Here is a 22,865-nt window from a genome sequence, read left to right on the forward strand (position 1 = left end):
AACCCCTTTTTACCAAATTCATACAAAAAAGATGAAAAAGATAAGAAATGTAATTAAATCAATGCGTTATTAGGTAGTTATCATTTGGAAGAGCTGACAAACATCGATTATCGCCCAGCAGATCACCCAAGAATTGCAGACTCAGCGGGCATTTCACCGACCTAATGCCGAGTCTGCGCTGGAATCGCGCTATTTGTAGATCAACCTGCCATCTGAGCACGCTGGGGATTCTTACGGGGTGCAATCCGTAGTGCCAGTAGCCCACCGATAATCAGCGCATATATAATAGGCTCGACCTGAAATCCCTTAACCAGCCAGATGTAGTGCACTGCGGCAAATACGGCTGTGGGGTACGTCAGCTTGTGCAATTGCCGCCAGTAGCTACCGAGCATGCGAATTGATGGATTGTTAGAAGTGATCGCGAGAGGGATCATCATCACAAAGGCGACAAACCCAACCGTGATATAGGGACGCTTGATCACCTCTGTCCAAATCCGTCCCAAGCTTTGGACATCAAGGATCGCCCAGACAAGAAAATGCCCAAGCACAAAGATAAATGCAGTGACACCGATTGCACGGCGGAATTTGATCAGATTTACCCCAGTCCACTGTCGCAGCGGCGTGATCATCAGCCCAACGACGATAAGTTTCAGAGCGACCTCGCCATAGGCGCGTTCCAACTGGTTGATGGGTTCGGGACCCATTTGGTTTGTGGCGGCAAGATAGAATAGCCATACAAGCCACCCAATACCGGCAACATAGATCACCCAAGGCGGGATACGGCGGGACAACTGATTAACAACTTGAGACATCTGCATCAAAAATACTCGGACAAATCCATACCATCATACAGGCTGGCGACTTCAGGATATCCATTAAACATTAACGTATCCTGACGAGAGGCAAATAATCCTCCGCCGACGCGCCTTTCGGTGGCCTGCGACCAACGGGGATGATCCACCAATGGGTTCACATTACTATAGAAACCGTATTCGCGCGCGTTCGCTTTGTTCCAACTGGTCGGCGGCTCGCGGTCTGTCAGGGTTATGCGGACGATAGATTTCACCGATTTGAAACCGTATTTCCACGGCACGACCAAACGCATTGGCGCGCCGTTTTGTTTTGCGAGGGGTTCATCGTAGATGCCCGTCGCCATAATGGTCAACGGATGCATCGCCTCGTCAATGCGCAGCCCCTCAACATACGGAAAGTCGAGCACGCGCCGCTGCACGCCAATCATATTGTCCGGCTGCACAACCGTTTCAAAGGCCACATATTTCGCAGCGGACTGTACCCCCACCTTGTTAAGTATATCCGCCAGTTCGATCCCGTTCCACGGGATCACCATCGACCACGCCTCGACGCACCGAAAACGATAGAGCCGGTCTTCGACGCTCAGCCCCGCCAACAGATCATCAATCGCATAATCGCCCGGGTGATCGACCAACCCATCGACCTTGACCTTCCAATTGCTCGTATCAAGGCGATGCGCATTTTGCGCGGGGTCGTTCTTGCCGGTGCCGAACTCGTAATAGTTATTGTAGGTCGTGATTTCCTCGAGCGTGTTTGGCTCAAGATCACCTTGCGCCTGCGCAGCACCTGCAAACCCAATCGCGCCCAAACCCGCAGTACCCGCCAAAATTTGGCGACGGTTTAGATATGCGGATTTTGGGGTGATATCCGCGCGGGTCAGGTCGTTGGTCCAGCGATATGCCATATGGGGCTCCGTTCAATAAGGTTTCCCATCATATAGTATAGTTACAGTGAAAGATGTCTCACGATGGCGCCAGCGGATTGAAATGTTACAGTTTCACCGGGCGTTTTTCACAGTGTCTCACATGGATTTGAGTGGAATTTCAAAATTGCGCGGGCTTAGGGCGGTGGCCCGCAATGTCAATCGACGGCTGGCTGAATTTCTTACTGATCCAAAGCGGCACAGCGCGGCGTAGCTGTCCCGATGCTGACGATCACGCATCGTTCTTTTATGGGAGATACACTATGCTACGCAGAACCTTTACCGCACTTGCCACCGTTTCAGTACTGGCCACAGCTGCCTGCGCCGAAGGGCATTCAAAAGATATCGTCGACACCGCAATTGATGCGGGATCATTCTCGACCTTGATCGCAGCCACACAAGCCGCTGGTCTGGTTGAAACACTCAAGGGGGATGGGCCGTTCACTGTATTTGCGCCCACCGATGAAGCATTTGCAGCCCTTCCCGAGGGTACCGTCGAAGCCCTGCTGGCTGATGCAGATACGCTCACCCAAATCCTGACCTATCACGTGGTCGCAGGCAAAGTGATGTCCAGCGACCTTAGCGATGGTATGACAGCAACAACCGTGAATGGTGCTGACATTACGATTGGGACGATGGGCAGTGTCATGGTGAATGACGCAAACGTCGTTACAGCCGACATCGAAGCGTCAAATGGCGTCATCCACGTCATCGACAAGGTCATCATGCCGCCAAGCTAACCCCATCTAGTCGGACGCCGCGAGCCACGCTTCGGCGGCGTCCACCTCTGCCAATTCAAAGCTCTTGATTTTTAGTCCGGGGATCAACGCGCCTTCGACCTCGGCTGCGGTGCGCAACCAGCCCGCATCGCTCAGCAACGCACATCGGTCGAATTTGCCGACTGCACGCAAGAGCTTTGGCAGTTTGCTTAGTTCAACACCAAATGCACCCAATGTCGGCAATGCGAAATTCTGCACGGTATAAAGCATCCGCCCGTCAGAGATCCCTTCGGCCTTTGCAATGAAGTCGTCCAAGGCCATACGCATCGTATCAGCATCAATCGCGCCATTCAGAACTAAATCTATCCGGTTTGGCGTCGGGACAGTTATCTTGATCATCATTCCCTCCTTTTTTGCATCTAGAAAGATACTGACGCTCTCTGGCTCCCCCTTCATTGATTTCGATCAACTAAGAAGAAGACCCTATGTGCAGTAAAGGCAATCAGACACTTAGGTTCGTGATATCCTACTTCCAATATACCATTGCGACCATCAAATAGCTTGAATTGAAGAGCCTAAATTCAGCCGTTAGCCGACTGAGCGCCATGCGGATTACAATTCGAGATTTAAGCAACCGAAGGACATTTGCGACCATGTCAACTAGCTACAAAATAACAGTAAAATGTCACTACCAGCCGTCAGACTTCTTCGAAGAACCAGTGGAGCAAGAACTACTCAGTGGTCAAATCTCAATTTCAAATGGAAAGGTTCAGGGACAATTTCCGCACAGCGCACATAGAATATCGGACGAACTATTAGTCGAAATCAAAGCAGCAATTCAGACCGTTTTCTACGCGCATGGAATGCAAACGCGCCGCAACCACGCACTTTCGGAACTGACAAATCCAGACGGCCGCTCAGATACTTTAATTCACGCCTCACCAGCCAAGATCGACATCGTAGGCGGCGATATTAATGTTGTAGTGCGGAGTGCCGATGGAATTGTCATCTATGACGCCGGGACTGCGAGAAGGAACGCCCATAAGAAGTTTCTCGACGACGTTAACATGCTAGGGAATGATCAAGTTTTGTCGAAGATGCTCCAAAGCTTTGCCGCAGCGCAGACCGACCCTGACAATCTCTTGGTCCACCTTTTCGAAATAAAGGAGACCCTTGCAAGTGAGTATTCGGGCAGCGACAAAATTGCTGGCTCTCTTCGGGTGTCCAAAACAAAATTGAAAAAATTTGCGAAGATCGCGAATAACAAAGATTACCTTGAGGGCAGGCATCGCGGTCAGAGCCTCGCTACGTCTCCGGCCCCCAAATCCGAGATCGAATGGGCGATGAATTTTGCGCAGGTATTAATCCAAAAATACGTCGCCAAACAAGTTGCCAACCATAAGTAAATACTTCTTTAGCTCAGTTGAGACGCATGTGATTTCAATACCAATGGAGGCCTAAAAAGGGCGCCCGTGGGCGCCCAATTGTTTAGTGTACGACTGCGTCTTCTGGCGGTTGGCGTTTGCTGGATGACACGCGGTCCCCAACGAGCAAACCGTCAGCACCGGCGCTGACCGTTATGGTGTCGCCATCCATCACATCTCCGGCCAATATCATTTCAGCCAACTGGTCTTGGAGCGCGCGCTGGATAACCCTTTTGAGCGGGCGAGCACCAAATACAGGGTCATAGCCTTCGTCGGCCAACCATTTTAGTGCGGCCTCGTCCAGATCCAGCGCGATATTGCGACCCGCCAAGCGTTTCTCGAGGCGTTTCAACTGAATCTTAACGATGCCAGCCATATCGTCGCGTACCAACCTGTCAAAGATGATGGTTTCATCCAAACGGTTTAGGAACTCTGGGCGGAAATGGGCGCGCACGGCATCCATCACGTCACGCTTCGCCTGACCGCTATCCGCACCATCGGGAAGCTGGCTAAGCGCCTGCGCGCCAAGGTTCGACGTCAGAATGATCAAGGTTTGCTTGAAATCGACGGTGCGACCCTGTCCATCGGTTAGCACACCATCATCCAACACCTGCAAAAGGACGTTGAACACATCAGGATGCGCCTTTTCGACCTCATCAAACAGCACAACCTGATAAGGGCGACGCCGAACAGCCTCTGTCAGAACACCACCTTCGTCATAGCCGACATAGCCCGGAGGCGCGCCGATCAAACGAGCGACGGCGTGCTTCTCCATAAACTCGGACATGTCGATCCGCACCATCGCACTGTCATCGTCGAACAGGTAATCAGCAACTGCTTTGGTGAGCTCGGTTTTACCAACACCCGTCGGCCCAAGGAACAAGAACGATCCAAGTGGACGGTTCTCATCATTCAGGCCTGCCCGCGCACGGCGGACGGCATTGGCGACAGCAGTCACAGCAGACCGCTGACCGATCACACGTTTACCCAGCTCGTCTTCCATGCGCAGCAGCTTGTCACGTTCACCTTCAAGCATTTTGCTTGTCGGGATACCCGTCCAACGTTCGACGACTTCGGCGATCTGCTCAGGGCGCACCGCCTCTTCAACCATCAAGTCTTCGTTTTCTTCGGCTTCTGACAACTTGCGTTCAAGCTCTGGGATGACACCGTAAGACAGCTCACCCGCTTTGGCGAGATTGCCTTCGCGTTTCGCGATATCCAATTCAGCCCGCGCACGATCAAGACGCTCTTTGACCTCGCGTGTACCTTCAAGCTTATCGCGTTCGGCTTGCCATTTCACGGTCATTTCAGATGCGCGATCTTGCAGGTCGGCAAGCTCCTTTTCCAACTTTTCAAGCCGGTCAACGGATGCTTTGTCATCCTCTTTCTTCAGCGCCTCTGCCTCGATTTGAAGCTGGAGAATCTGACGGTCGAGCGCGTCGAGTTCTTCAGGCTTACTGTCGACCTGCATGCGCAGGCGCGACGCGGCCTCGTCCATCAGGTCAATCGCTTTGTCCGGCAGAAACCGATCCGTGATATAGCGATGCGACAAAGTTGCCGCCGCGACAAGCGCAGCATCCGCGATCCTTACACCGTGGTGGAGTTCGTACTTTTCCTTAATCCCACGCAGGATGCTGACAGTATCTGTGACTGTCGGCTCTTCGACCATGAGCGGCTGAAAACGACGAGCGAGCGCCGCGTCTTTTTCAACATACTTGCGGTATTCGTCCAATGTGGTCGCACCGATACAGTGCAGTTCACCGCGGGCGAGCGCAGGTTTGATCAGGTTGGCCGCATCCATAGCGCCATCGGATTTACCGGCCCCAACAAGCGTATGCATCTCGTCAATGAACAGAATAATCTCGCCCGCAGCGGTTTCTATCTCTTTCAGAACTGCCTTCAGACGTTCTTCGAACTCACCGCGATATTTCGCGCCAGCGATCAATGCACCCATATCGAGCGCCATTAGCTTCTTGTTGCGTAGGCTTTCGGGGACGTCACCATCAATGATCCGTAGGGCGAGGCCCTCGGCGATTGCAGTCTTACCAACGCCCGGCTCACCGATGAGCACCGGGTTATTTTTGGTACGACGTGACAAAACCTGCATCGCACGGCGAATTTCTTCGTCACGTCCAATGATCGGGTCGATTTTGCCTTGCTCGGCCGCCTCGGTCAGATCACGGGCGTATTTCGCAAGCGCCTCAAAACTATCTTCGGCGCTGGCGCTATCCGCTGTACGCCCTTTGCGAATATCATTGATCGCAGCGTTCAGGTTCATTGGCGTAACGCCACCGGCATCCAGTGCATCTTTTGCCTTGGACTTAATCACGGCCAATGCTGTCAGCAGACGTTCGACCGGAACAAAGCTATCCCCGGCCTTTTTCGCGATCTTCTCGGCCTCATCGACGACTTTGGCTGTGGTTGTATCCAGATAGACCTGCCCCGCATCACCCGTGACCTTGGGCAGTTTTGCGACATTCGCATCCACCGCACCACGCACCGACAAGGCGTTTCCGCCCGCACGCGTGATCAGGTTCGCGGCAAGCCCTTCTTCGTCGTCCATTAATGCTTTGAGCAGATGTTCTGGCGCAAGACGCTGATGGTTTTCACGCATTGCAATTGTCTGAGCGGCTTGGATAAACCCGCGTGACCGCTCTGTGAACTTTTCTAAGTTCATGAGTTCTCTCCTTCGTTAAGCGCCCGCCTGTTTGGAATGCCCACCGTTGCAGCACATCCCCTATCGGGCCTCAATCCATAGATGGGGAGCGCCGAGTGTTTGCGCAAGGTCACACCATACAGAGACTGACAATAACGGGAACACGACAAAGCTTTTCCCCGTGGACGACGCGGCATATCGGTCTACCTAAATTATATACCTGACGCATTTTACCGAGGTTATTGATGGAAGTTCTGCACTGCCATATCGCGCGCATTCGTCAACCGGATCAGGCTGGTCTGGTTTCCGCAAATGTTCATCTGATGGTCCGCGACAGCCCGACATGCAAGCCACGTGGGCTTAGCATCAGTGTCTCGGTGGCAGCAAATGATCCCGCCATTGAATCCAGCCTCAGACAAGAAGCCATCGCAATGGCCCATAAGATGTCGCGCTTAGAAAAGCTGTACCAAGAGGCGATCTCAATACATCCAACACACGGGGAAGCAGATATTCAAGTTCCCCGTTTCTCATCCGAAGCGCTTTTATAAACACAAATCATGGAAAACAAACGGACCGAATCAAAGACAAGTACCCCAACACAAAGACACCCGCTGTTTCCCTTGGCACCCGCGGCGATCAGGCGCATTCGCGCGCATGAATTCGCGGTTGTGTCACCAGCGCCAGCTGGATCAAAGGACGACTGACACCACTCACTTGGGACTCCTGTTTCTGTCTTCCCCCAGACAAAACAGGAAAAGAAGGCGTAGCTTGTTTCCCCGAGCTACGCCTTTTCTTTTGTCTTGGCTGGATTGCGTCATTCTTGCGCAGCGGTTAGACCGCAGAAAACCCGGCTACAAAGGAACTTGCTATGTCAGATGACCGCCTCATCGTCGCGATGGATGTCCCCAATGTTATCGCTGGCATGGAGCTCGCCGAGAAACTGGGCGACAGCGTGAGCTTCTACAAAATTGGTTTGGGCATGTTGACGGGCGGCGGGCTCGCGCTTGCGAATGAGCTAAAGCAAGAGCACGGCAAACGAATCTTTTTGGACATGAAGTTCTTTGACATCGGCGCAACGGTCGAGGCTGCCGTGCGCGGCGTAGCGCAGTTTGATCTAGATTTCCTGACGGTACATGGCGACCCACATGTGGTCCGTGCCGCCCGCGAAGGTGCCGGTGGATCCGATATGAAAATCCTTGCCGTCACAATCCTCACGTCGCTTGACCGGCAAGATCTGGATGCATCCTGTGTAAAGCCGGGCGATGTAACAGATCTGGTACAAGAACGTGCTGGCATCGCGCTAAGCAATGGTGCCGATGGGGTTATCGCCTCGCCGCACGAGGCGGCGTTGATCCGCGCGCTCCCCGAAGCCGAAGGAAAGCTGATCGTAACGCCTGGCGTCCGCCCGGTCGGTGCAGCGCTTGGTGATCAAAAGCGGGTCATGACACCTGCGCAAGCGATCGCTAATGGGGCCGACCACGTGGTTGTCGGACGCCCAATTTGGCAAGCCGAAAGCCCTGCCCAGGCTGCGCAAGACATCGTTGCCGAGATGAACTCGCCGCAAGCGCTACGCAAAAATATCTAAGAATTTTCTGATACTCGGGAACTATTCCACGTTTCGCGCATTTCATTAGTGAACAGAGCGAACGAGGTTACATCATGAGTATCAAGAACTTGCGCTATTCAGCCAAAGATCAGGCCTTCATGGCCTCTGTTGATATTCAGCGTTTCGGGCGCGTCTTTCGGTATCCTTGTACGGTTCATGGACCCGCGAACATGGAGCGGTCTGCACTTGTGCGCCAGTTACGTCACAAGGCACTGCAAATGTCCGACACCCAAGTTTGATTCCCTTTGATCAAAGCGACGGCGCCTGTCCTGTCCCCAAGACGCTGAAACCTGCTTGATCATAACTGGCCCGGCACACTATGCCGGGCCCTTTTTTATTAATCGTTGATATCTGTATCCCAGATCTTCACTTGTCCGGTGCGCAGACCAAAAACCTTGCGCATCACGAGATATGACGCCAACGAGAGCATAGCAAAGATGGCAAGCGTCAACGCCAAGCCCTTGGCCGAGATGCCAATCAAAATCAGCAGCCCCATCACGCCCGCGCCCAGCGCGAAGCCCAAAAAGATGTAACCGGGCACAAGAACTTCGAGCGTGGCGAGAACGACCCCCGCCGACATCCATACCCACCATTCAGACCAAAGCGGCATATTAGCGTCCTTTCAGCATCTTAAAGGCATCGCCAAAGGCCTCTACTGCGTTGGCAGGCAATACGATTGTTTGGTTTCCTTGCTTTGACGCGACCTGTTGAAAGGCTTCAACCTGCTTAAGGGCAACTTGGTATTGCGCAGCCTCTAGGCCATTTTCAGCAATCGCAACCGCAACAACCTGCGTTGCATATGCTTCGGCATCCGCGCGCACGCGGCGGGCTTCGGCTTCTTGTTTGGCTGAATATAGCTCTGCCTCGGCCTGCAACTCGACGGCACGTTTCTTACCTTCGGCTTCGGTCACTTGCGCGCGGCGGGCACGCTCTGCGTTCAACTGCTGCAACATCGCGGCACGGGTCGCATTATCAAGATTAACATCCAGAATCTCTGCGCGGGTGACTTCGATCCCCCAATCATCGACCTGCTGCGCGACCTGCGCACGCACCGCGTCAATCAGCGTAGACCGGTTGGCTTGTACCTGATCCAATTCCATCCGGCCAATTTCAGACCGGACGATGCCGGCGACTGTAGTAGAAATCGCGCCATCTACATCACGAATACGGTAAACCGTCTTTTCCGGTTCGATAATGCGGTAAAACACCGACGTTTCGACCTGTACTAATACGTTGTCCGATGTGATCGCATCCTGTGTCGATGCAGGCAGCTGCCGCTCAAGGATCGACACCTTATGGCGTACGCGGTCAAGGAACGGCACAATAAAATTGATCCCAGGCCCAAGCACAGAACGCAACCGGCCCAGCCGCTCAACGACATATTTCTGCGATTGCGGGACAATTCGTACACCTGCCAGAATACAAACGATGACAAAGAGCGCCAATAGCGACAATAGCAAGTTTTTTCCTACAAATTCCTCGATCAATTTTTCTGCGTTCATGTAATCCATTCCTCGTTGTTATGAGAAAGAGATAAACACTCACTAAGCCGATTTCAATGTATGCTGTTGTATACCATGCACTTTTTGGGACCGCATACGTTGATCAACCGCGTCCCCAACCAGTGTCGCAGTCGCAGCAGATAGCGTCCAACCCAAATGCCCGTGCCCGGTATTATAGAACACCCGCGCGTGCCGCCCGTTGCCGACCTTGGGCATCATATTTGGCATCATGGGGCGCAGCCCAGCCCATGGCACGCAGCTTTCTGTGCTGACTTTTGGGAAATGCTTTTCGCACCAATCAACCAAAGGCTTCACCCGATCGGCGCGAATGTCGCGGTTGATCCCATTGAATTCGGCTGTGCCCGCAATGCGGAACCGATCCACCCCCAAACGTGAAGTCACAATCTTCGCTTTGTCATCCAGCAATGAAACGGTTGGGGCGCCGTCTTGCGATTGCTGATCACGCAAATTCACTGTGATTGAATAACCTTTCACTGGATAGATATTCACCCGATCACCCAGCATTCGTGCAAACCCTCGCGACGCAACACCTGCCGATACAACGATGCCGTCAAAGCGACCTTCCGTAGACGTACGCACAGTAACACCGTCATCATCTGCCGACACCTGCTGCACGTCTTCACCCAGCACAAAATTGACACCTTGCGTCTCGAGCCACTTAGCGAGCCCAACAGTGAATTTATGAATGTCACCAGTGCTATCGCTTTCGGTCCAAAATCCACCCAAGATATCGCCGCGCAGATTTGGCTCTTTGGCAAAGACTTCTTCGGGGGTTAGTTCATTGCGCTGTAAACCACCCTGCGCCAGCAAATCATTTACACGGCGCGCGTGATCCAGATCTTTTTGCGTCTGATAAAAATGCAAAATGCCCGCAGGCGTGAAATCAAAGTCGATCCCGGCGGTTTCAGCCATTTCCGCCAATCCGGCACGTGCGGTCACAGCCAGTCTTGTCGTTTCAATCGTATTCACCTTGTAGCGTGGAATATTCGCTAGGAATTCCGCCATCCAGCTGGCTTTGTGCCATGTCGGGCGCGGATTAACACACAGCGGCGCATCGCCTTGCAGCATCCATTTGATCCCCTTGATCACCGTAGACCACTGGTTCCAAACCTCCGCGTTCGAGGCACTCAGCTGCCCACCATTGGCAAAGCTGGTTTCCATCGCAGCATACCGGTGGCGGTCAAAAACTGTCACCTCATATCCACGTTTCATCAAAGTGTAAGCAGTCGTTACACCAGTAATCCCGGCACCCAGTACAGCAATCGAAGGCAAGGCATTTCTCCGCCAATGGCGCTCGCGCGCGTCGCCCCCACCGTCACTGGGCCTGAGAGATTCACCGCGTACGGCTTGCTCCTTCGGCGGGCATCTGCTGCCTCTCTCCGGTGTTTTGCACGCCTGCCGGTCCCTGATGCCTGAGAGTTACCGGGGCGGTTGCTCCTTCGGCGACGGACCCATCCGTTCTCTCCCGGCGGACGTGTTTCCTATACGAAACTCATAGCGCAAAAAAGAAATATTGCAATCAAATTTCCTGCATAATGATTATGCCAATCGCTGAATTACAAAAGGTATGCGCGATCCGGGCCATATCAACACGCAGTTCATCCGCAAGCTTAAAAACCATAGCTCGCCGCCACTGTTACAATAATTGCTGAAACTTGTCGTGAGCCTAGCTAAATGTAATTGACACCAAATTTGCCACACAAATTCTTTACGAGATTGCCAATTTTTTGATGGTCTATTCGGAACGAACCTTGGCTTCTGGACTTTACTCATCAACCTTCCCCCGCAACGCCTTCACCTCACTCCGCGCTTTCTTCCCTGCGAGTCTGCGTTTGACGGACCCATAGGTCGGTTTGGTGGCGATGCGGCGTTTGGGCCGCTCGGTTGCTTTTAGGATCAATTCGGCCAAACGGTCCCGTGCGATTTCGCGGTTGCGGGCTTGGGACCGGGTTTCTTGCACAAAGATCACAATCGCCCCGTCTTTCGTCCACCGTTGCCCCGCCAACCGCCGCAGTCGGTTTTTCACAGGGTCCGGCAGGTTAGGTGACCGCGCCGCCTCGAACCGTAACTCGACCGCAGTGGAGACCTTGTTCACGTTCTGGCCGCCCGGCCCGGATGCGCGGGTAAAGCTTTCGGTCAGTTCCCAATCTGCAATTTCAATCTGATCGTTGACCCGCATGGCCCCCTCGCTTTGTTCAAAATACTCCCGCCGGAGGCGATCAAATTTCTAGAAATTTGATCTTTTGCACCGATATACGCGATGTCCTTGATAAAATCACACCATGCATATCGACAGCTAAAAAGGGCTACCCCGGCGATGGGATAGCCCTTTCCTGAATTACGGAGGTGGTTCGGTTAGGTTCCCCACCTTGGGTCTACTTCAGCCAAGGGCTGCCCTAGCTGTGTACCCCCCAAGTTGTCCCGTCACACTTCTCCAATACCTCATGATGCACTGGATCACCTCCTTTCAATATGTTTCGCCTACTGAAAGCTTTGCACAGATTTGGTATATTTCAAGTAAAAATACACCACAGGTCGCGTTTATGTGTTTGACTGCGTGATCCGCCCAACAATGATGCGAAATGGCACCAAAGCAAGCAGAGCGATAGTCAATTTCACACCCCAGTCTGCTACAGCCAGCGAAACCCAAAGGGGAACCAGCGGCCCAGCGTTCAAAAATGGCACGGCATCTTGAGCCCACATAATCTGGTCCGCTGCTGTTGCACTGAGCCCATTTAGGGCCGCAGCAAAGGCAATGGAAAAGAAGATTGCGGTATCAACCGTTGAACTGACCAAGGTGCTACCGAGTGGTGCTTTCCACCACGAACCGGCACGCAATCGGTTGAACACCGCGATATCCAGCAGCTGCGCGATAATGAACGCGGTAGCCGAAGCGATGGCGACCCGTACAGGCACGGCGGGTCCGAACTCAAGCATGATTTGCGAGCCAACAAGGCTACAAATGATCCCGACTATAAGCCCAACAAAGACCACTTTGCGTGCTGCGGTGACCCCGTAAACGCGGTTCATCACGTCTGTCACTAAGAAAGCCAACGGGTAAGTAAATGCCCCCCATGTCAGCAAACCGTCGAGGATGAGGAATTGCACAAGGATGTTTGATGCCACAACAATTGTGGCCATGGCGATAACGCCGGGAAGGATGCGTGTCATTTTAGGTTTCCGTTTTGACAAGGGTGCGGCACTTGGCCCCTTAGAATAGGGGACAAACCGCCTTAGCCTTGGCAGTGGCGTACTGTCAATCGTCGACCCGGTATTCCACGATTTCTGTTCGCTGCATCCAGCGGTAGTTGTCGTCAGAGATGAGCGTCATGCGCAAACCATCAGGCGCACGCCAAACACTGATTCCTTCTAAATTGTCGTGACGAAAGGTTCGGGATTGCATCACGAGCTCTTCGTTTTCGCCGTTTATGTCAAAGCGACGTACACGGCTGCGAAATCCGATACCGGTAAAATCCCGCTCTAAAATGTAAAATCTGTTGTCAGGCCCGATGTCGGCACCAACAAGTAAAAATGCGCCGCGTCTTGGGATATCAAAAGGCTGGTCCCAGTTTTCATTTTCGAGCCGGTAGACAGGAAAGGGCCGATCTGCCCGGCCAGACCGTTCCGGGATTGTGTAGAGCGCATTATTTTGATCAATCGCGAGCGCTTCGAGCGATGAATTATTCTGAAGCGTGCTGAATTCAGGGTGAAAACTTAGCGCGTGCGAATTTTGAAGGTCTTGCTCGAACTGCCGGATACCGTGCACGCCTTCGTAAGAGACATAGACAGCGCCGTCTGACCCGACTGCGATGCCTTCGCTGTCTAACTGATCATCGGTTTCGATAATTTCGTGCAGGGCAACGTCACTGATCTGCGTAATCTGCCCTTGGTCGCGCTTTATGCGTGCTGTGACGATGGCGTTGCGGTCGCTAATGGCGATCAAACGGCTCCCATTACCAAGCACTTCGATTCCGGACAGTCCACCGAAGGCTGGGTGGTCATTTGTCCAATGATAACTTTGCAGCCAGACGGCCTCTGCCCACGCAGGCGCAGCGGCAAGGACTGCGAAAACGGATAGAATTTTATGCACTTATTCTGCGTTCAAAACGCCCACGCATTGTCCCGGTAGATTTGCCATTGTCAGCTCTGCCCTTGGTGCAGGTGGTGGCGCGTTAGGGTCTGGCGGCGGTGGGTTGAGAATGTTGTCGACCCAACGTTCTGCATCTGCGCAGCCATCACCAGCCGGTGGTGGCGCCTGATTTGTGCAGCCAGTTGCGCCCTCGGGGCAGTTTAATCGCACATGGAAATGATAGTGATGCCCCCACCACGGGCGGATTTTGTTCAGCCAACTACGGTCACCCGTTGCACTATTGCACATTGCAACCTTCGCACCGGGAAACACGAAAATACGCGCAACACGCGGATCAGAGGCAGCAGCGCGCAAGATTGCTTCGTGCTGTGATGTCCATTTGTCGTTGGTGTAGGCCCCGCCATTACGGCGCATCGAAATCGACGAAATGCTCTCGCGCTCGGCCGCTGTCAGATTAAGCCGCTCGGGCGGCAGCATCCAAATATCAGCATCGAGACCGGTTTGGTGGCTGCGATGACCCGTCAGCATTGGGCCGCCGCGTGGTTGACTCATGTCGCCGATGTACAGACCTTCCCATCCGGGCTGGGTTGCGGCAAAGCGGCTTAGGTCTTGGACAAAGTCCACAGTGATCGGTTGCGCCCAGTTCCGGTTTCGCGACAGGCGCATGGCCTGCCAAGTTGGTCCCGTTTCGGCCAGTTGCTCTGCCCCGGCCTGACAACCGCGTGCATACCCACCAAACGATTGCGATGGCTGGCCAGAGCCTGATGGCATCGCACCAAACAGATGTTTTGCAACGCGGGTATCACCAGCATTTTGCGATGACACTGTCACGGTAGGTTCTTCGGTTTGGCAGGCGGCCAAACCAAAGGCGACTAATACTGCTGCGATTATGCGGACCATTCTGCGCGCTCTCCGTCATTGTTAACCCAGCGTAGCAAGAAAAGCCCAAGGATGAACAGGAAAATAACGGGTGTAAAACCGATTTGAACGTTGCCAGAGAGCCAAGAAACCAAACCAATCAGCGCGGGCGCAAGGAACGCCGTCGCCTTGCCAGAGAGGGCAAACAGGCCAAATGCTTCGGCGGGGCGATCGGGGTGGCTGTGGTAGACCATCAATGAACGTGATGCGGCATAGACAGCACCACCAGCGCCACCGATCACAGCCCCGCAGACAAAGAAAATCACATCGGGCAGCGACGATTCAGCCGCCAGAGGGACGCCAAAGATCGCTTCGCGTGACATGCCAACGATGATACATGACACTGCGATCATAGCCCAAACCGCCGTGATGATCACCGGCTTTGGACCGAATTTTTGATCGGCCAGCCCGCCAACCCACGTCGTGATTGCGGCTGCAATCGCAGCGATAACACCGAAGACGCCAATCTGTGTGATTTCCCAGCCCAGCACCAACTTTGCGTAGAATCCGCCATAAGCATAAAGCGCATTCACCGCATCGCGATAGAACATCGAAGCAAGCAAGAAGCTCCGGAGGCTCCGGCGTTTGGCAACGTTTTTGAGCGTATCACCAAGGCTGCGCATTGTGCTGCGGATCGTCGCCCGTGCGGGCTGCGCCTGCGGTGTGTCACGGACCCACAAGAAGAACGGGATCATGAAAACAGCGTACCAAATCGCAATGAATGGCCCGACGGCGCGCGTTCCTTCTTTTTCGGCAGCATTCAGGCCGAAGAGCGGGTCGCGCCCGATGAGTGTTTTGCCACTATCGCCATTCTCGGCCAGCAGCAAAAGAATGAGGATTAGCGCAAGCACACCACCCCAATACCCAAAGGCCGCGCCAGAGCCGGAAATGCGCCCAACCTGTTCGTCGTTGCCAAGGCTAGGCAGGATCGCATTGGTAAAGTTCAGGGCAGATTCAGCAGCAATAAATCCGATAAAGAAAATCGCCATATACAGCCAGACAGAGCTGCTATCAGGCATCAACCCCCAGAGCGAAAACGCAGCGATCACGTAGATGACCGAAAATCCAGCGATCCATGGCAGTTTGCGGCCAGATTGGTCCGCGAATGCCCCTAGAAATGGGGCAGTGAGTGCAATGAATAAACCTGCGAAAACCTGGCCGGTCGACCAGATTGACTGCGCCTGTGCATTGGCTGTGTCGACGTCCAATCCACCGCTTTGTAGATAAGCCGTCGCGACAGAGGCAAAATAGGGCCCAAAGATAAAGGTCAATCCGAGCGTGTAATAGGGCTGGGATGCCCAATCAAAAGCCATCCAGCCCCAGATGCGTTTCTTTTCGGATATCATGCGCCTGTCCCTACGTAGTCTTTCGTCGGATAAGACACTGTAAGTTAGGCAAAAGGCAAGTCCTTAGGCACCGCTATCGGCGGGTGGCCATGGACGCGTGGCATCGGCATCGATCCAGTTTTTAATCCAATCAGGCAGCTCGGGCGAGGGCCCTTCGTAACCCAAGGCTTCGAATGCTTGCTGTGGGGGGACAATCCCGTCTTTGCTGGTCACAGCAGAGCGATACATGGCTTGCGCACAGCATTCATCCCCAATCCAGATAGATTGGTCGAGGTAAACAAACCGATGATCCCAGCCTGCTGTCTTGCTCACGATGCGGAACTTTTTGAAGGGACGAATGCGTCGGCGATAACGGACAGAGACCCCCGCCATCGTCAGCCCCCAACGTTTTTCTTTGAGAACGTTCAGCAGCCCCACACGTGTCGCCAACCCAGTGCGCCCGATGTCGAATATCGTCAGAATGCGCCCGTTGTTCATTTCAAAGTAGGTATCAATATCCTGCGGCCAGCATCTGTGATGCGACACATGCGCCTCAAGCGGGTGCAGTTTAGGTGCTTTGCGATTGATAAGCAGTTCTTTAATAATACGAACAACAGGATACATCGGCGCCTCGGGGTTGTTTCCCTCTAGGGATGATCCAGACTGACGTTAACGTCAACTTTGACCTAAGGGAAACCATGGGCTTGTAGGACGCGTTCAGAGCGCTTAATTCATGGCAAACCAATCAAAAGGTCTGCAAGGCAATGATTTCTATTATCCAAGTACTTCTGCTGCTTATCGGTGTCGCGCGTTTCTTTGTCATCGCGCATTTCATCATGAGCTGGCTGATCCGGTTTGACGTGCTAAACGTCCGCCAAGAGTTTGTTGGTCAGGTTTGGTATACGTTGCAGCGTATCCTAGAGCCGATCTATGGCCGTGTCCGCCGGTTTATGCCTGACCTGGGCGGCGTTGATCTGTCACCTCTTGTGGTACTGATCGGGCTCGAGATTGCACGCATTTTCCTTAGCAATGCCGCGCGTGGGGGCGGCTTCTAAGCACGCGGTTCTTGGCCCATCTTGCGACCAAACGGTTGCAATGATGGGTAAATCCTGAACAGTATGACCCCATACAGATCGGGCGGTGCGGGGCTGCCCTTGGGAAAGGATTTGATATGGGTATTCTACGCGCAGCCAAAAAAGGAATGGCGCTCGCGCTGGTGTCGCAGCTCTTGCTGACGACGCAAATGGCGACGATGGCGCAGGCCGAGATGCTAAGCACCGAAGCTGCGATCGACAAATATGCCAGCCACGCGGACCGTGGCTATTTGATGGATGCGCTGCAACGCGATGACGTGCAGGCGGCGATGATCCAAGAAGGCGTTGACCCTGCCGAGGCAGAGGCACGCCTTGCTGCTTTGTCCGACGCAGAGGTCGAGGCGCTGGTCATGCAGATGCGAAATGAGACGGCGGGTGCTGACATTGTTGGGACTTTGTTCACTGTATTTGTGATTTTGCTGGTCACTGACATCCTGTGCTTCACGCGGATATTCAGCTTTACACGTTGCGCACGCTAAGGCGCTGTATTTGTGCGCTGGCAGTCGTATTGATTGCCAGTTGCGCTGCACCGATTGATCCGGTCGCAAAGTTTCCAGCCATTCCGCATCAGGCCCAAGTTGCTGACGTGCCACGCATTCAACAGGATGCATTCTATTGCGGCCCTGCTGCAGTTGCGATGGTGGCGCAGTGGGCTGGTTTGCACGTTGCACAAGACGAAGTGGCTGCGCTGTCTTTTAGTACGGGCGCCAAAGGCACCTATCAGGCCGACATGATCGGGGCGAGCCGCAGGCTTGGCCTCTTGGCGGTTGAGGTGAACCGGGTCGAAGATGTCTTGGCAGAGGTTGCCGCCGGGCACCCCGTTATTGTTTTTCAGAACTTAGGTTTGGGGGTCGCCCCGGTTTGGCACTATGGGGTCGTGACCGGATATGATTTCGACAAAGATGCGGTCTTTCTGAACTCAGGGCAGCAAGACCAGATGGTCCTACCCTTTGACCTATTCATCCGTGCATGGGAACGCGGCGGCGGCTGGGGGCTGGTCGCTATGCCCGCAGGGCAACTGCCAAAAACAGGTGACGAAGTCAGGGTCTTGTCCGCGACGGCCGGGTTAGAGCGTGCGGCGCAGTATCGCGCGGCTGAACTGTCCTATGCCGCCGGGGCACAGCGCTGGCCAGAAAACTGGCTATGGCAATTCGGTTTGGGCAATACCCGCTATTCCCAAGGGAACTTGACCGGGGCGCGGGCCGCACTGCGCCGCGCGCGGGCGCTTGGCCCTGATGTACCCGAAGTTCGTGCAAATCTTGCCCATGTTCAGGCAGAACTGGCCGCGCACTAGCGGTTGATTTGCGATCATTGGGTCGCTTTCGAACATGATTGCCTACGACTATCGACGTACTTTTGCTGCAGGGCGCCAAATGCTTTAGTATGGTCGAACGCGGCGGAGTAATCAGATGTCAAAACCCATTACCTTCATGCTTGATGGAAAAGAGGTCACCGCGCAGCCGGGCGAAACCATCTGGGAGGTCGCAAACGGCCGCGGACTTAAGATCCCGCATCTATGCCACAAACCTGCGCCGGGCTATCGGTCAGACGGGAATTGTCGTGCGTGTATGGTCGCCATCGAAGGAGAGCGCACACTTGCCGCGTCCTGCATTCGTGAACCCGCCGAGGGGATGGTCGTCACCACCGACCAACCCCGCGAAGTCCAAGCCCGAAAAATGGTGATGGAACTGCTGGTCGCAGATCAGCCAGAGCAAACCGTCGCTCATGACAAATCCAGCCATCTGTGGGATATGGCCGCCGCGCAAGGCGTCGAAAGTAGTCGTTTTCCGACAATGGACGCCGATCACGTGCCCTTGTTGGATGACAGCCATGTAGCGATGTCTGTGAACCTAGATGCATGTATCCAATGCGGGTTGTGCGTGCGTGCATGTCGCGAAGTTCAGGTGAACGATGTGATCGGAATGGCTGGGCGCGGGCACGGGGCCTATCCGGTCTTTGATATGGATGATCCGATGGGCGCGTCCTCTTGCGTGGCCTGTGGTGAATGTGTTCAGGCCTGCCCAACAGGTGCATTGCTGCCTGCAACGGTTACGGACGCACACCAAATCGGCGATACCGCTGATTTCGACCGCGAAATCAAAAGCGTCTGCCCGTTCTGTGGTGTCGGCTGTCAGGTGTCGCTCAAGGTCAAAGACGATAAGGTAAAATTTGTCGAGGGCATCAACGGCCCTGCAAACGAAGGCCGGCTATGCGTGAAGGGGCGGTTTGGTTTTGATTATATCCACCATGAACATCGCCTGACGAAACCGCTGATCCGCCGTGATGATGCCCCAGCAAAGGGATTGAACGTTGATCCCGGCAATTGGCAGGCTCATTTCCGCGAGGCAACTTGGGAAGAGGCGTTAGATGTCGCCGCCAATGGGCTGAAAGATGTTGGCGGGACGGGAGTTGCAGGTTTTGGATCTGCGAAATGCACCAATGAAGAGGCGTATTTGTTTCAAAAGCTGATCCGCCAAGGCTTTGGCCACAACAACGTTGATCACTGTACACGTCTTTGCCATGCGTCGTCTGTTGCGGCGCTTATGGAAAATGTCGGATCGGGCGCAGTGACGGCGACCTTTAACGAGATCGAAAACGCCGACGTCGCTATCGTGATTGGGGCTAACCCGATTGAAAATCACCCGGTCGCGGCCACCTATTTTAAGCAGTTCGCAAAACGCGGCGGAAAACTGATCGTGATGGACCCGCGCGGGCACGCGCTTAAGCGGTTTGCATCTCATATGCTGCAATTCCGTCCGGGCGCTGATGTGTCGATGTTGAATGCGATCATGCATGTGATCGTCGAGGAAAACCTTTACGATCAGCAATACATCGCGGCCTACACCGAAAACTGGGAAGCCGAGAAAGCGCATCTCGCAGATTTCGCACCTGAAAAGATGGCTGGGATCTGCGGTATTGATGCCGAGACATTGCGCGATGTTGCCCGCACCTTTGCCGGGGCGCAATCGGCGATGATTTTCTGGGGAATGGGGGTCAGCCAGCACATTCACGGCACGGATAATTCCCGGTGTTTGATCAGCCTTGCGCTGATGACAGGTCAGGTCGGTCGTCCGGGGGCTGGCTTGCACCCGTTGCGCGGACAAAACAACGTCCAAGGCGCGTCGGATGCGGGGCTAATTCCGATGTTTTTGCCTGACTACAAACCCGTCGGCGACGCCGAGATACGCCATACCTTCCAAGAGGTTTGGAAAGATGACGGAGTGCACCCAGAGAAAGGCCTGACAGTCACCGAAATTTTGGATGCGGTTCACGAAGGCACAATTCGGGGCATGTATATTGCGGGTGAAAACCCGGCGATGTCGGACCCTGATGTCGATCACGCGCGCGACGCCTTGGCCAAGCTGGATCATCTGGTCGTCCAAGATATTTTCCTGACCGAGACCGCAAACTTTGCCGATGTGATTTTGCCTGCCGCCGCCTTTGCCGAAAAAACGGGAACGGTCACCAATACCAACCGTCAGGTGCAGATGGGCCGCCCAGCGGTGCCGCCGCCCGGCGACGCTCGCGAAGATTGGTGGATCACTGTCGAAATCGCCAAACGCCTTGGTCTACCTTGGGATTACGAACATCCCAGCAAGGTCTATGCTGAGATGACTTTGGTGATGGAATCCCTTGCCAATATCACTTGGGATCGGCTGGAGCAGGACAATGCCGTAACCTATCCATCACAAAGCCCAACTGATCCGGGGCAGTCGATCGTGTTCGCTGATGGTTTCCCACGTGAAAACGGCCGGGCAAGGTTCACCCCTGCCAATGTCATCGCACCGGACGAAACGCCTGATGCGGAATTCCCGATGGTAATGACAACGGGACGCCAGCTTGAGCATTGGCACACGGGGTCGATGACGCGCCGGTCCAAGGTTCTTGACGCAGTCGAACCCGAAGCAAACTGTTCGTTGCATCCGTCCACCCTACGCCAGTTGGGTGTTGTCCCCGGCGATATGATCCGGCTTACGACCCGTCGCGGCAGTATTGACATTATGGCGCGAGCGGATCGCGCGGTTTCCCCTGATATGGTCTTTGTGCCTTTTGCTTATGTCGAGGCCGCCGCAAACGCGCTAACCAACCCAGCCATTGATCCATATGGGAAGATCCCAGAATTCAAATATGCCGCCGTCCGGGTCGAGAAAATTCGGTCTGAAATTGCCGCTGAATAGGGGTTCGGTGCCGCGCTATTGAATAGCAACGCCGTCCTGCGCACCTTTGTAGCAAGAACACCGCGGCAATCGCCACGGTGGTAAAGTTTGGAGGTGACGCATGATGCGTAGTGGATGGATGACAGCAATGCTAATGGGGCTCGCCTGTAGTGCCGCAGCCGAGGACACGGCTCTTTTGATTGGCATTGAACGCTATGAGAACCTGCGACGCGTGGCGAGCGCAGATGACATCATCGGTGGCGCGCGGTCACTGCGGAATGCAGGCTTCGTGGTTGATACATCGTCGGACAGCACAGCCGCCGAACTAATCCCGCTGCTCAATCAATTCGCACAAGAAGCCCAATCAGCAGAGCGATTGATCGTCGGCCTGTCGGGGCGTTTCGTGACTGACGGTGCCAGTAGCTGGTTCTTGGCCGCGGATTCGGATTCACCTGCACCTTTCAATGCGCAGGCTGTCTCGCTGGATAGCATTCTGACGGTTCTGGGTGCAGCACCGGGGCAAGCGATATTGGTGCTTGGGTATGATCTGAACGCCCAAGATCAATTCGATGCTTACTTGCGCGAAGGTATCGGCCAATTAGACATCCCCCAAGGTGTGACAGTGGTTCATGGGGCACCGAATACGGTTGACGATCTTATCCCTGATGCGGTGGCACAACCCGGTACTAACCTGATGCAGCTGTTGCGCGACAACCGTCGTTTGACCGTTGAGGGGTATCAGCCAGATCAGCTTATCCTGCGGCATTCGTCCGATGATCAGGTGGCACAGGCGCCTTCTACCTTACCGTTTTGGACCAAGGCACAAGAGACTGATACGGCTGACGCATATCGCGACTTTGCGCTCAGCTATCCCGACAGCCCCTATGCAGCCGAGGCGCGTCGCCGTTTGGATGCCATCGAAAATGATCCTCAGCGGTTGGCAGAAATAGCCGAGCAGGACCTATCGTTGACACGAAATGAGCGTCGAGAAATCCAACGTGATCTGACTTTGCTCGACTATAGCACACGCGGCGTTGACGGTATTTTTGGGCCCGGCAGCCGGCGCGCAATTCGTAACTGGCAGCAAACGAACGGATTTGCACAGACGTCATTCCTGACCGCCGAGCAAATCAATCGGATTGACGCCCAAGCCAGCCGCAAACAGGCCGAAATAGATGCAGAGGCAGAACGTGTTCGCCAAGAAACAGAACGGCTTGATCGTGCGTATTGGGAAGAAACCGGCGCGCGTGGTGACGTTGCCGGGTACCGCGCATATCTAAACCGCTATCCTGAAGGACTGTTTTCGCAAGAGGCCAAAGACGCCCTTGCTGAAGAAGAACAGGACCAACGCGAAAGCGCGTCAGAGGTCGAACAGCGCCTCGATATCAATCCGGTCGTTGCTCGGTTGATCGAAAGCCGCCTTGCGCAAATGGGGTTCAACCCCGGTCGTGTCGATGGACGGTTTGATAATGATACCAGAGGGGCGATTGGGCGGTATCAAACGCGCAGCGGTTTGCCCGCGACTGGCTACCTAGATGAACCGACCTTGGCCCGCCTGCTGGCCGACACATTTGGTCGGTGAAAAATGAAAGGCCCGGCTAAATGGTAAGCCGGGCCA

General features: G+C 54.3%; 23 protein-coding genes and 1 riboswitch. Of the genes, 10 read left to right on the forward strand and 13 right to left on the reverse strand.

Annotated elements, in window-relative coordinates:
- Positions 1–200: 200 nt before the first annotated feature.
- Together msrQ and msrP are read right to left on the reverse strand one after the other, a co-directional pair.
- Positions 201–812, reverse strand: coding sequence for a protein-methionine-sulfoxide reductase heme-binding subunit MsrQ (gene msrQ, locus TW80_RS00005; RefSeq protein WP_446720124.1), 612 nt, complete (start codon positions 810–812; stop codon positions 201–203).
- A 5-nt stretch (positions 813–817) separates the two neighbouring features.
- Positions 818–1,717, reverse strand: coding sequence for a protein-methionine-sulfoxide reductase catalytic subunit MsrP (gene msrP, locus TW80_RS00010; RefSeq protein ID WP_045995324.1), 900 nt, complete (start codon positions 1,715–1,717; stop codon positions 818–820).
- A gap of 281 nt (positions 1,718–1,998) precedes the next feature.
- Here msrP and TW80_RS00015 point away from each other — a divergent pair, with 281 nt between their 5' ends.
- Complete coding sequence (locus tag TW80_RS00015; protein ID WP_045995498.1) at positions 1,999–2,475, forward strand: fasciclin domain-containing protein; 477 nt, start codon at positions 1,999–2,001, stop codon at positions 2,473–2,475.
- Positions 2,476–2,481: 6 nt separating this feature from the next.
- Here TW80_RS00015 and TW80_RS00020 read toward each other — a convergent pair whose 3' ends face one another.
- Positions 2,482–2,853, reverse strand: coding sequence for an STAS/SEC14 domain-containing protein (locus TW80_RS00020; protein ID WP_045995499.1), 372 nt, complete (start codon positions 2,851–2,853; stop codon positions 2,482–2,484).
- A 254-nt stretch (positions 2,854–3,107) separates the two neighbouring features.
- Here TW80_RS00020 and TW80_RS00025 point away from each other — a divergent pair, with 254 nt between their 5' ends.
- A complete protein-coding gene (locus TW80_RS00025) occupies positions 3,108–3,860 on the forward strand; it encodes a hypothetical protein (protein ID WP_045995325.1) in 753 nt (250 codons plus the stop codon).
- 82 nt (positions 3,861–3,942) lie between these two features.
- Here the strand turns inward: TW80_RS00025 and clpB are convergent, their stop codons facing one another.
- Positions 3,943–6,555: an ATP-dependent chaperone ClpB gene (gene clpB, locus TW80_RS00030; RefSeq protein WP_045995326.1), complete on the reverse strand. Its 2,613-nt coding sequence runs from the start codon at positions 6,553–6,555 to the stop codon at positions 3,943–3,945.
- Between the two features lie 224 nt (positions 6,556–6,779).
- On the opposite strand from clpB, the gene TW80_RS00035 reads away from it, so the two are divergent.
- The 3 genes from TW80_RS00035 to TW80_RS00045 all read left to right on the forward strand — a co-directional run bounded on the left by TW80_RS00035 (position 6,780) and on the right by TW80_RS00045 (position 8,379).
- A complete protein-coding gene (locus TW80_RS00035) occupies positions 6,780–7,082 on the forward strand; it encodes a hypothetical protein (RefSeq protein WP_045995327.1) in 303 nt (100 codons plus the stop codon).
- A 320-nt stretch (positions 7,083–7,402) separates the two neighbouring features.
- A complete protein-coding gene (gene pyrF / locus TW80_RS00040; RefSeq protein ID WP_045995328.1) occupies positions 7,403–8,119 on the forward strand; it encodes an orotidine-5'-phosphate decarboxylase in 717 nt (238 codons plus the stop codon).
- A 74-nt stretch (positions 8,120–8,193) separates the two neighbouring features.
- Positions 8,194–8,379, forward strand: a complete 186-nt coding sequence (locus TW80_RS00045; protein ID WP_045995329.1) for a hypothetical protein — start codon at positions 8,194–8,196, stop codon at positions 8,377–8,379.
- A gap of 98 nt (positions 8,380–8,477) precedes the next feature.
- Here TW80_RS00045 and TW80_RS00050 read toward each other — a convergent pair whose 3' ends face one another.
- The 9 genes from TW80_RS00050 to TW80_RS00090 form a co-directional block, all read right to left on the reverse strand.
- Positions 8,478–8,750 carry an NfeD family protein gene (locus TW80_RS00050; RefSeq protein WP_045995330.1) on the reverse strand — a complete coding sequence of 91 codons (273 nt, stop codon included), beginning with the start codon at positions 8,748–8,750 and terminating at the stop codon, positions 8,478–8,480.
- Position 8,751: 1 nt separating this feature from the next.
- Positions 8,752–9,642: an SPFH domain-containing protein gene (locus TW80_RS00055; protein ID WP_045995331.1), complete on the reverse strand. Its 891-nt coding sequence runs from the start codon at positions 9,640–9,642 to the stop codon at positions 8,752–8,754.
- A 42-nt stretch (positions 9,643–9,684) separates the two neighbouring features.
- A complete protein-coding gene (locus tag TW80_RS00060; protein WP_045995332.1) occupies positions 9,685–10,935 on the reverse strand; it encodes a D-amino acid dehydrogenase in 1,251 nt (416 codons plus the stop codon).
- A 30-nt stretch (positions 10,936–10,965) separates the two neighbouring features.
- Positions 10,966–11,056, reverse strand: a riboswitch (glycine riboswitch).
- 372 nt (positions 11,057–11,428) lie between these two features.
- Positions 11,429–11,842, reverse strand: a complete 414-nt coding sequence (gene arfB, locus TW80_RS00065; protein WP_045995333.1) for an alternative ribosome rescue aminoacyl-tRNA hydrolase ArfB — start codon at positions 11,840–11,842, stop codon at positions 11,429–11,431.
- 362 nt (positions 11,843–12,204) lie between these two features.
- A complete protein-coding gene (locus TW80_RS00070) occupies positions 12,205–12,834 on the reverse strand; it encodes a queuosine precursor transporter (protein ID WP_045995334.1) in 630 nt (209 codons plus the stop codon).
- 85 nt (positions 12,835–12,919) lie between these two features.
- Positions 12,920–13,753, reverse strand: a complete 834-nt coding sequence (locus TW80_RS00075; protein WP_045995335.1) for an esterase-like activity of phytase family protein — start codon at positions 13,751–13,753, stop codon at positions 12,920–12,922.
- Complete coding sequence (gene mepA, locus TW80_RS00080; protein WP_045995336.1) at positions 13,754–14,653, reverse strand: penicillin-insensitive murein endopeptidase; 900 nt, start codon at positions 14,651–14,653, stop codon at positions 13,754–13,756. It abuts the gene before it with no gap.
- Positions 14,641–16,017: an MFS transporter gene (locus TW80_RS00085; RefSeq protein ID WP_045995337.1), complete on the reverse strand. Its 1,377-nt coding sequence runs from the start codon at positions 16,015–16,017 to the stop codon at positions 14,641–14,643. Before TW80_RS00085 ends, mepA begins: the two co-directional genes overlap by 13 nt.
- Positions 16,018–16,080: 63 nt before the next feature.
- Complete coding sequence (locus TW80_RS00090; RefSeq protein ID WP_045995338.1) at positions 16,081–16,620, reverse strand: acyl-CoA thioesterase; 540 nt, start codon at positions 16,618–16,620, stop codon at positions 16,081–16,083.
- Positions 16,621–16,760: 140 nt separating this feature from the next.
- Here TW80_RS00090 and TW80_RS00095 point away from each other — a divergent pair, with 140 nt between their 5' ends.
- From TW80_RS00095 to TW80_RS00115, 5 genes are all read left to right on the forward strand, one after another.
- On the forward strand, positions 16,761–17,051 hold the full coding sequence (locus TW80_RS00095; protein ID WP_045995339.1) for a YggT family protein: 291 nt from the start codon (positions 16,761–16,763) through the stop codon (positions 17,049–17,051).
- A gap of 116 nt (positions 17,052–17,167) precedes the next feature.
- Positions 17,168–17,569 carry a PA2779 family protein gene (locus TW80_RS00100; protein ID WP_045995340.1) on the forward strand — a complete coding sequence of 134 codons (402 nt, stop codon included), beginning with the start codon at positions 17,168–17,170 and terminating at the stop codon, positions 17,567–17,569.
- On the forward strand, positions 17,527–18,384 hold the full coding sequence (locus tag TW80_RS00105; protein ID WP_239450472.1) for a PA2778 family cysteine peptidase: 858 nt from the start codon (positions 17,527–17,529) through the stop codon (positions 18,382–18,384). The genes TW80_RS00100 and TW80_RS00105 overlap by 43 nt, the downstream gene beginning before the upstream one ends.
- Positions 18,385–18,499: 115 nt before the next feature.
- Complete coding sequence (gene fdhF, locus TW80_RS00110; RefSeq protein WP_045995341.1) at positions 18,500–21,268, forward strand: formate dehydrogenase subunit alpha; 2,769 nt, start codon at positions 18,500–18,502, stop codon at positions 21,266–21,268.
- Positions 21,269–21,368: 100 nt separating this feature from the next.
- Positions 21,369–22,829: a peptidoglycan-binding domain-containing protein gene (locus tag TW80_RS00115; RefSeq protein WP_239450473.1), complete on the forward strand. Its 1,461-nt coding sequence runs from the start codon at positions 21,369–21,371 to the stop codon at positions 22,827–22,829.
- Positions 22,830–22,865 lie beyond the last annotated feature (36 nt).

The sequence above is a fragment of the Loktanella sp. S4079 genome, assembly GCF_000967725.1.
Classification (GTDB): Bacteria; Pseudomonadota; Alphaproteobacteria; order Rhodobacterales; family Rhodobacteraceae; genus Yoonia.

Excerpts from the sequence above, each read along its gene's own strand:
- mepA (WP_045995336.1), bottom strand. The coding sequence starts at position 14,653 with ATGGTCCGCATAATCGCAGCAGTATTAGTCGCCTTTGGTTTGGCCGCC.
- msrP (WP_045995324.1), bottom strand. The coding sequence starts at position 1,717 with ATGGCATATCGCTGGACCAACGACCTGACCCGCGCGGATATCACCCCA.
- pyrF (WP_045995328.1), top strand. The coding sequence starts at position 7,403 with ATGTCAGATGACCGCCTCATCGTCGCGATGGATGTCCCCAATGTTATC.
- TW80_RS00050 (WP_045995330.1), bottom strand. The coding sequence starts at position 8,750 with ATGCCGCTTTGGTCTGAATGGTGGGTATGGATGTCGGCGGGGGTCGTT.
- TW80_RS00100 (WP_045995340.1), top strand. The coding sequence starts at position 17,168 with ATGGGTATTCTACGCGCAGCCAAAAAAGGAATGGCGCTCGCGCTGGTG.
- msrQ (WP_446720124.1), bottom strand. The coding sequence starts at position 812 with ATGTCTCAAGTTGTTAATCAGTTGTCCCGCCGTATCCCGCCTTGGGTG.
- TW80_RS00020 (WP_045995499.1), bottom strand. The coding sequence starts at position 2,853 with ATGATCAAGATAACTGTCCCGACGCCAAACCGGATAGATTTAGTTCTG.
- TW80_RS00025 (WP_045995325.1), top strand. The coding sequence starts at position 3,108 with ATGTCAACTAGCTACAAAATAACAGTAAAATGTCACTACCAGCCGTCA.
- TW80_RS00070 (WP_045995334.1), bottom strand. The coding sequence starts at position 12,834 with ATGACACGCATCCTTCCCGGCGTTATCGCCATGGCCACAATTGTTGTG.
- TW80_RS00055 (WP_045995331.1), bottom strand. The coding sequence starts at position 9,642 with ATGAACGCAGAAAAATTGATCGAGGAATTTGTAGGAAAAAACTTGCTA.
- TW80_RS00045 (WP_045995329.1), top strand. The coding sequence starts at position 8,194 with ATGAGTATCAAGAACTTGCGCTATTCAGCCAAAGATCAGGCCTTCATG.
- TW80_RS00035 (WP_045995327.1), top strand. The coding sequence starts at position 6,780 with ATGGAAGTTCTGCACTGCCATATCGCGCGCATTCGTCAACCGGATCAG.
- fdhF (WP_045995341.1), top strand. The coding sequence starts at position 18,500 with ATGTCAAAACCCATTACCTTCATGCTTGATGGAAAAGAGGTCACCGCG.
- TW80_RS00090 (WP_045995338.1), bottom strand. The coding sequence starts at position 16,620 with ATGTATCCTGTTGTTCGTATTATTAAAGAACTGCTTATCAATCGCAAA.
- TW80_RS00015 (WP_045995498.1), top strand. The coding sequence starts at position 1,999 with ATGCTACGCAGAACCTTTACCGCACTTGCCACCGTTTCAGTACTGGCC.
- TW80_RS00095 (WP_045995339.1), top strand. The coding sequence starts at position 16,761 with ATGATTTCTATTATCCAAGTACTTCTGCTGCTTATCGGTGTCGCGCGT.
- arfB (WP_045995333.1), bottom strand. The coding sequence starts at position 11,842 with ATGCGGGTCAACGATCAGATTGAAATTGCAGATTGGGAACTGACCGAA.
- clpB (WP_045995326.1), bottom strand. The coding sequence starts at position 6,555 with ATGAACTTAGAAAAGTTCACAGAGCGGTCACGCGGGTTTATCCAAGCC.
- TW80_RS00085 (WP_045995337.1), bottom strand. The coding sequence starts at position 16,017 with ATGATATCCGAAAAGAAACGCATCTGGGGCTGGATGGCTTTTGATTGG.
- TW80_RS00115 (WP_239450473.1), top strand. The coding sequence starts at position 21,369 with ATGATGCGTAGTGGATGGATGACAGCAATGCTAATGGGGCTCGCCTGT.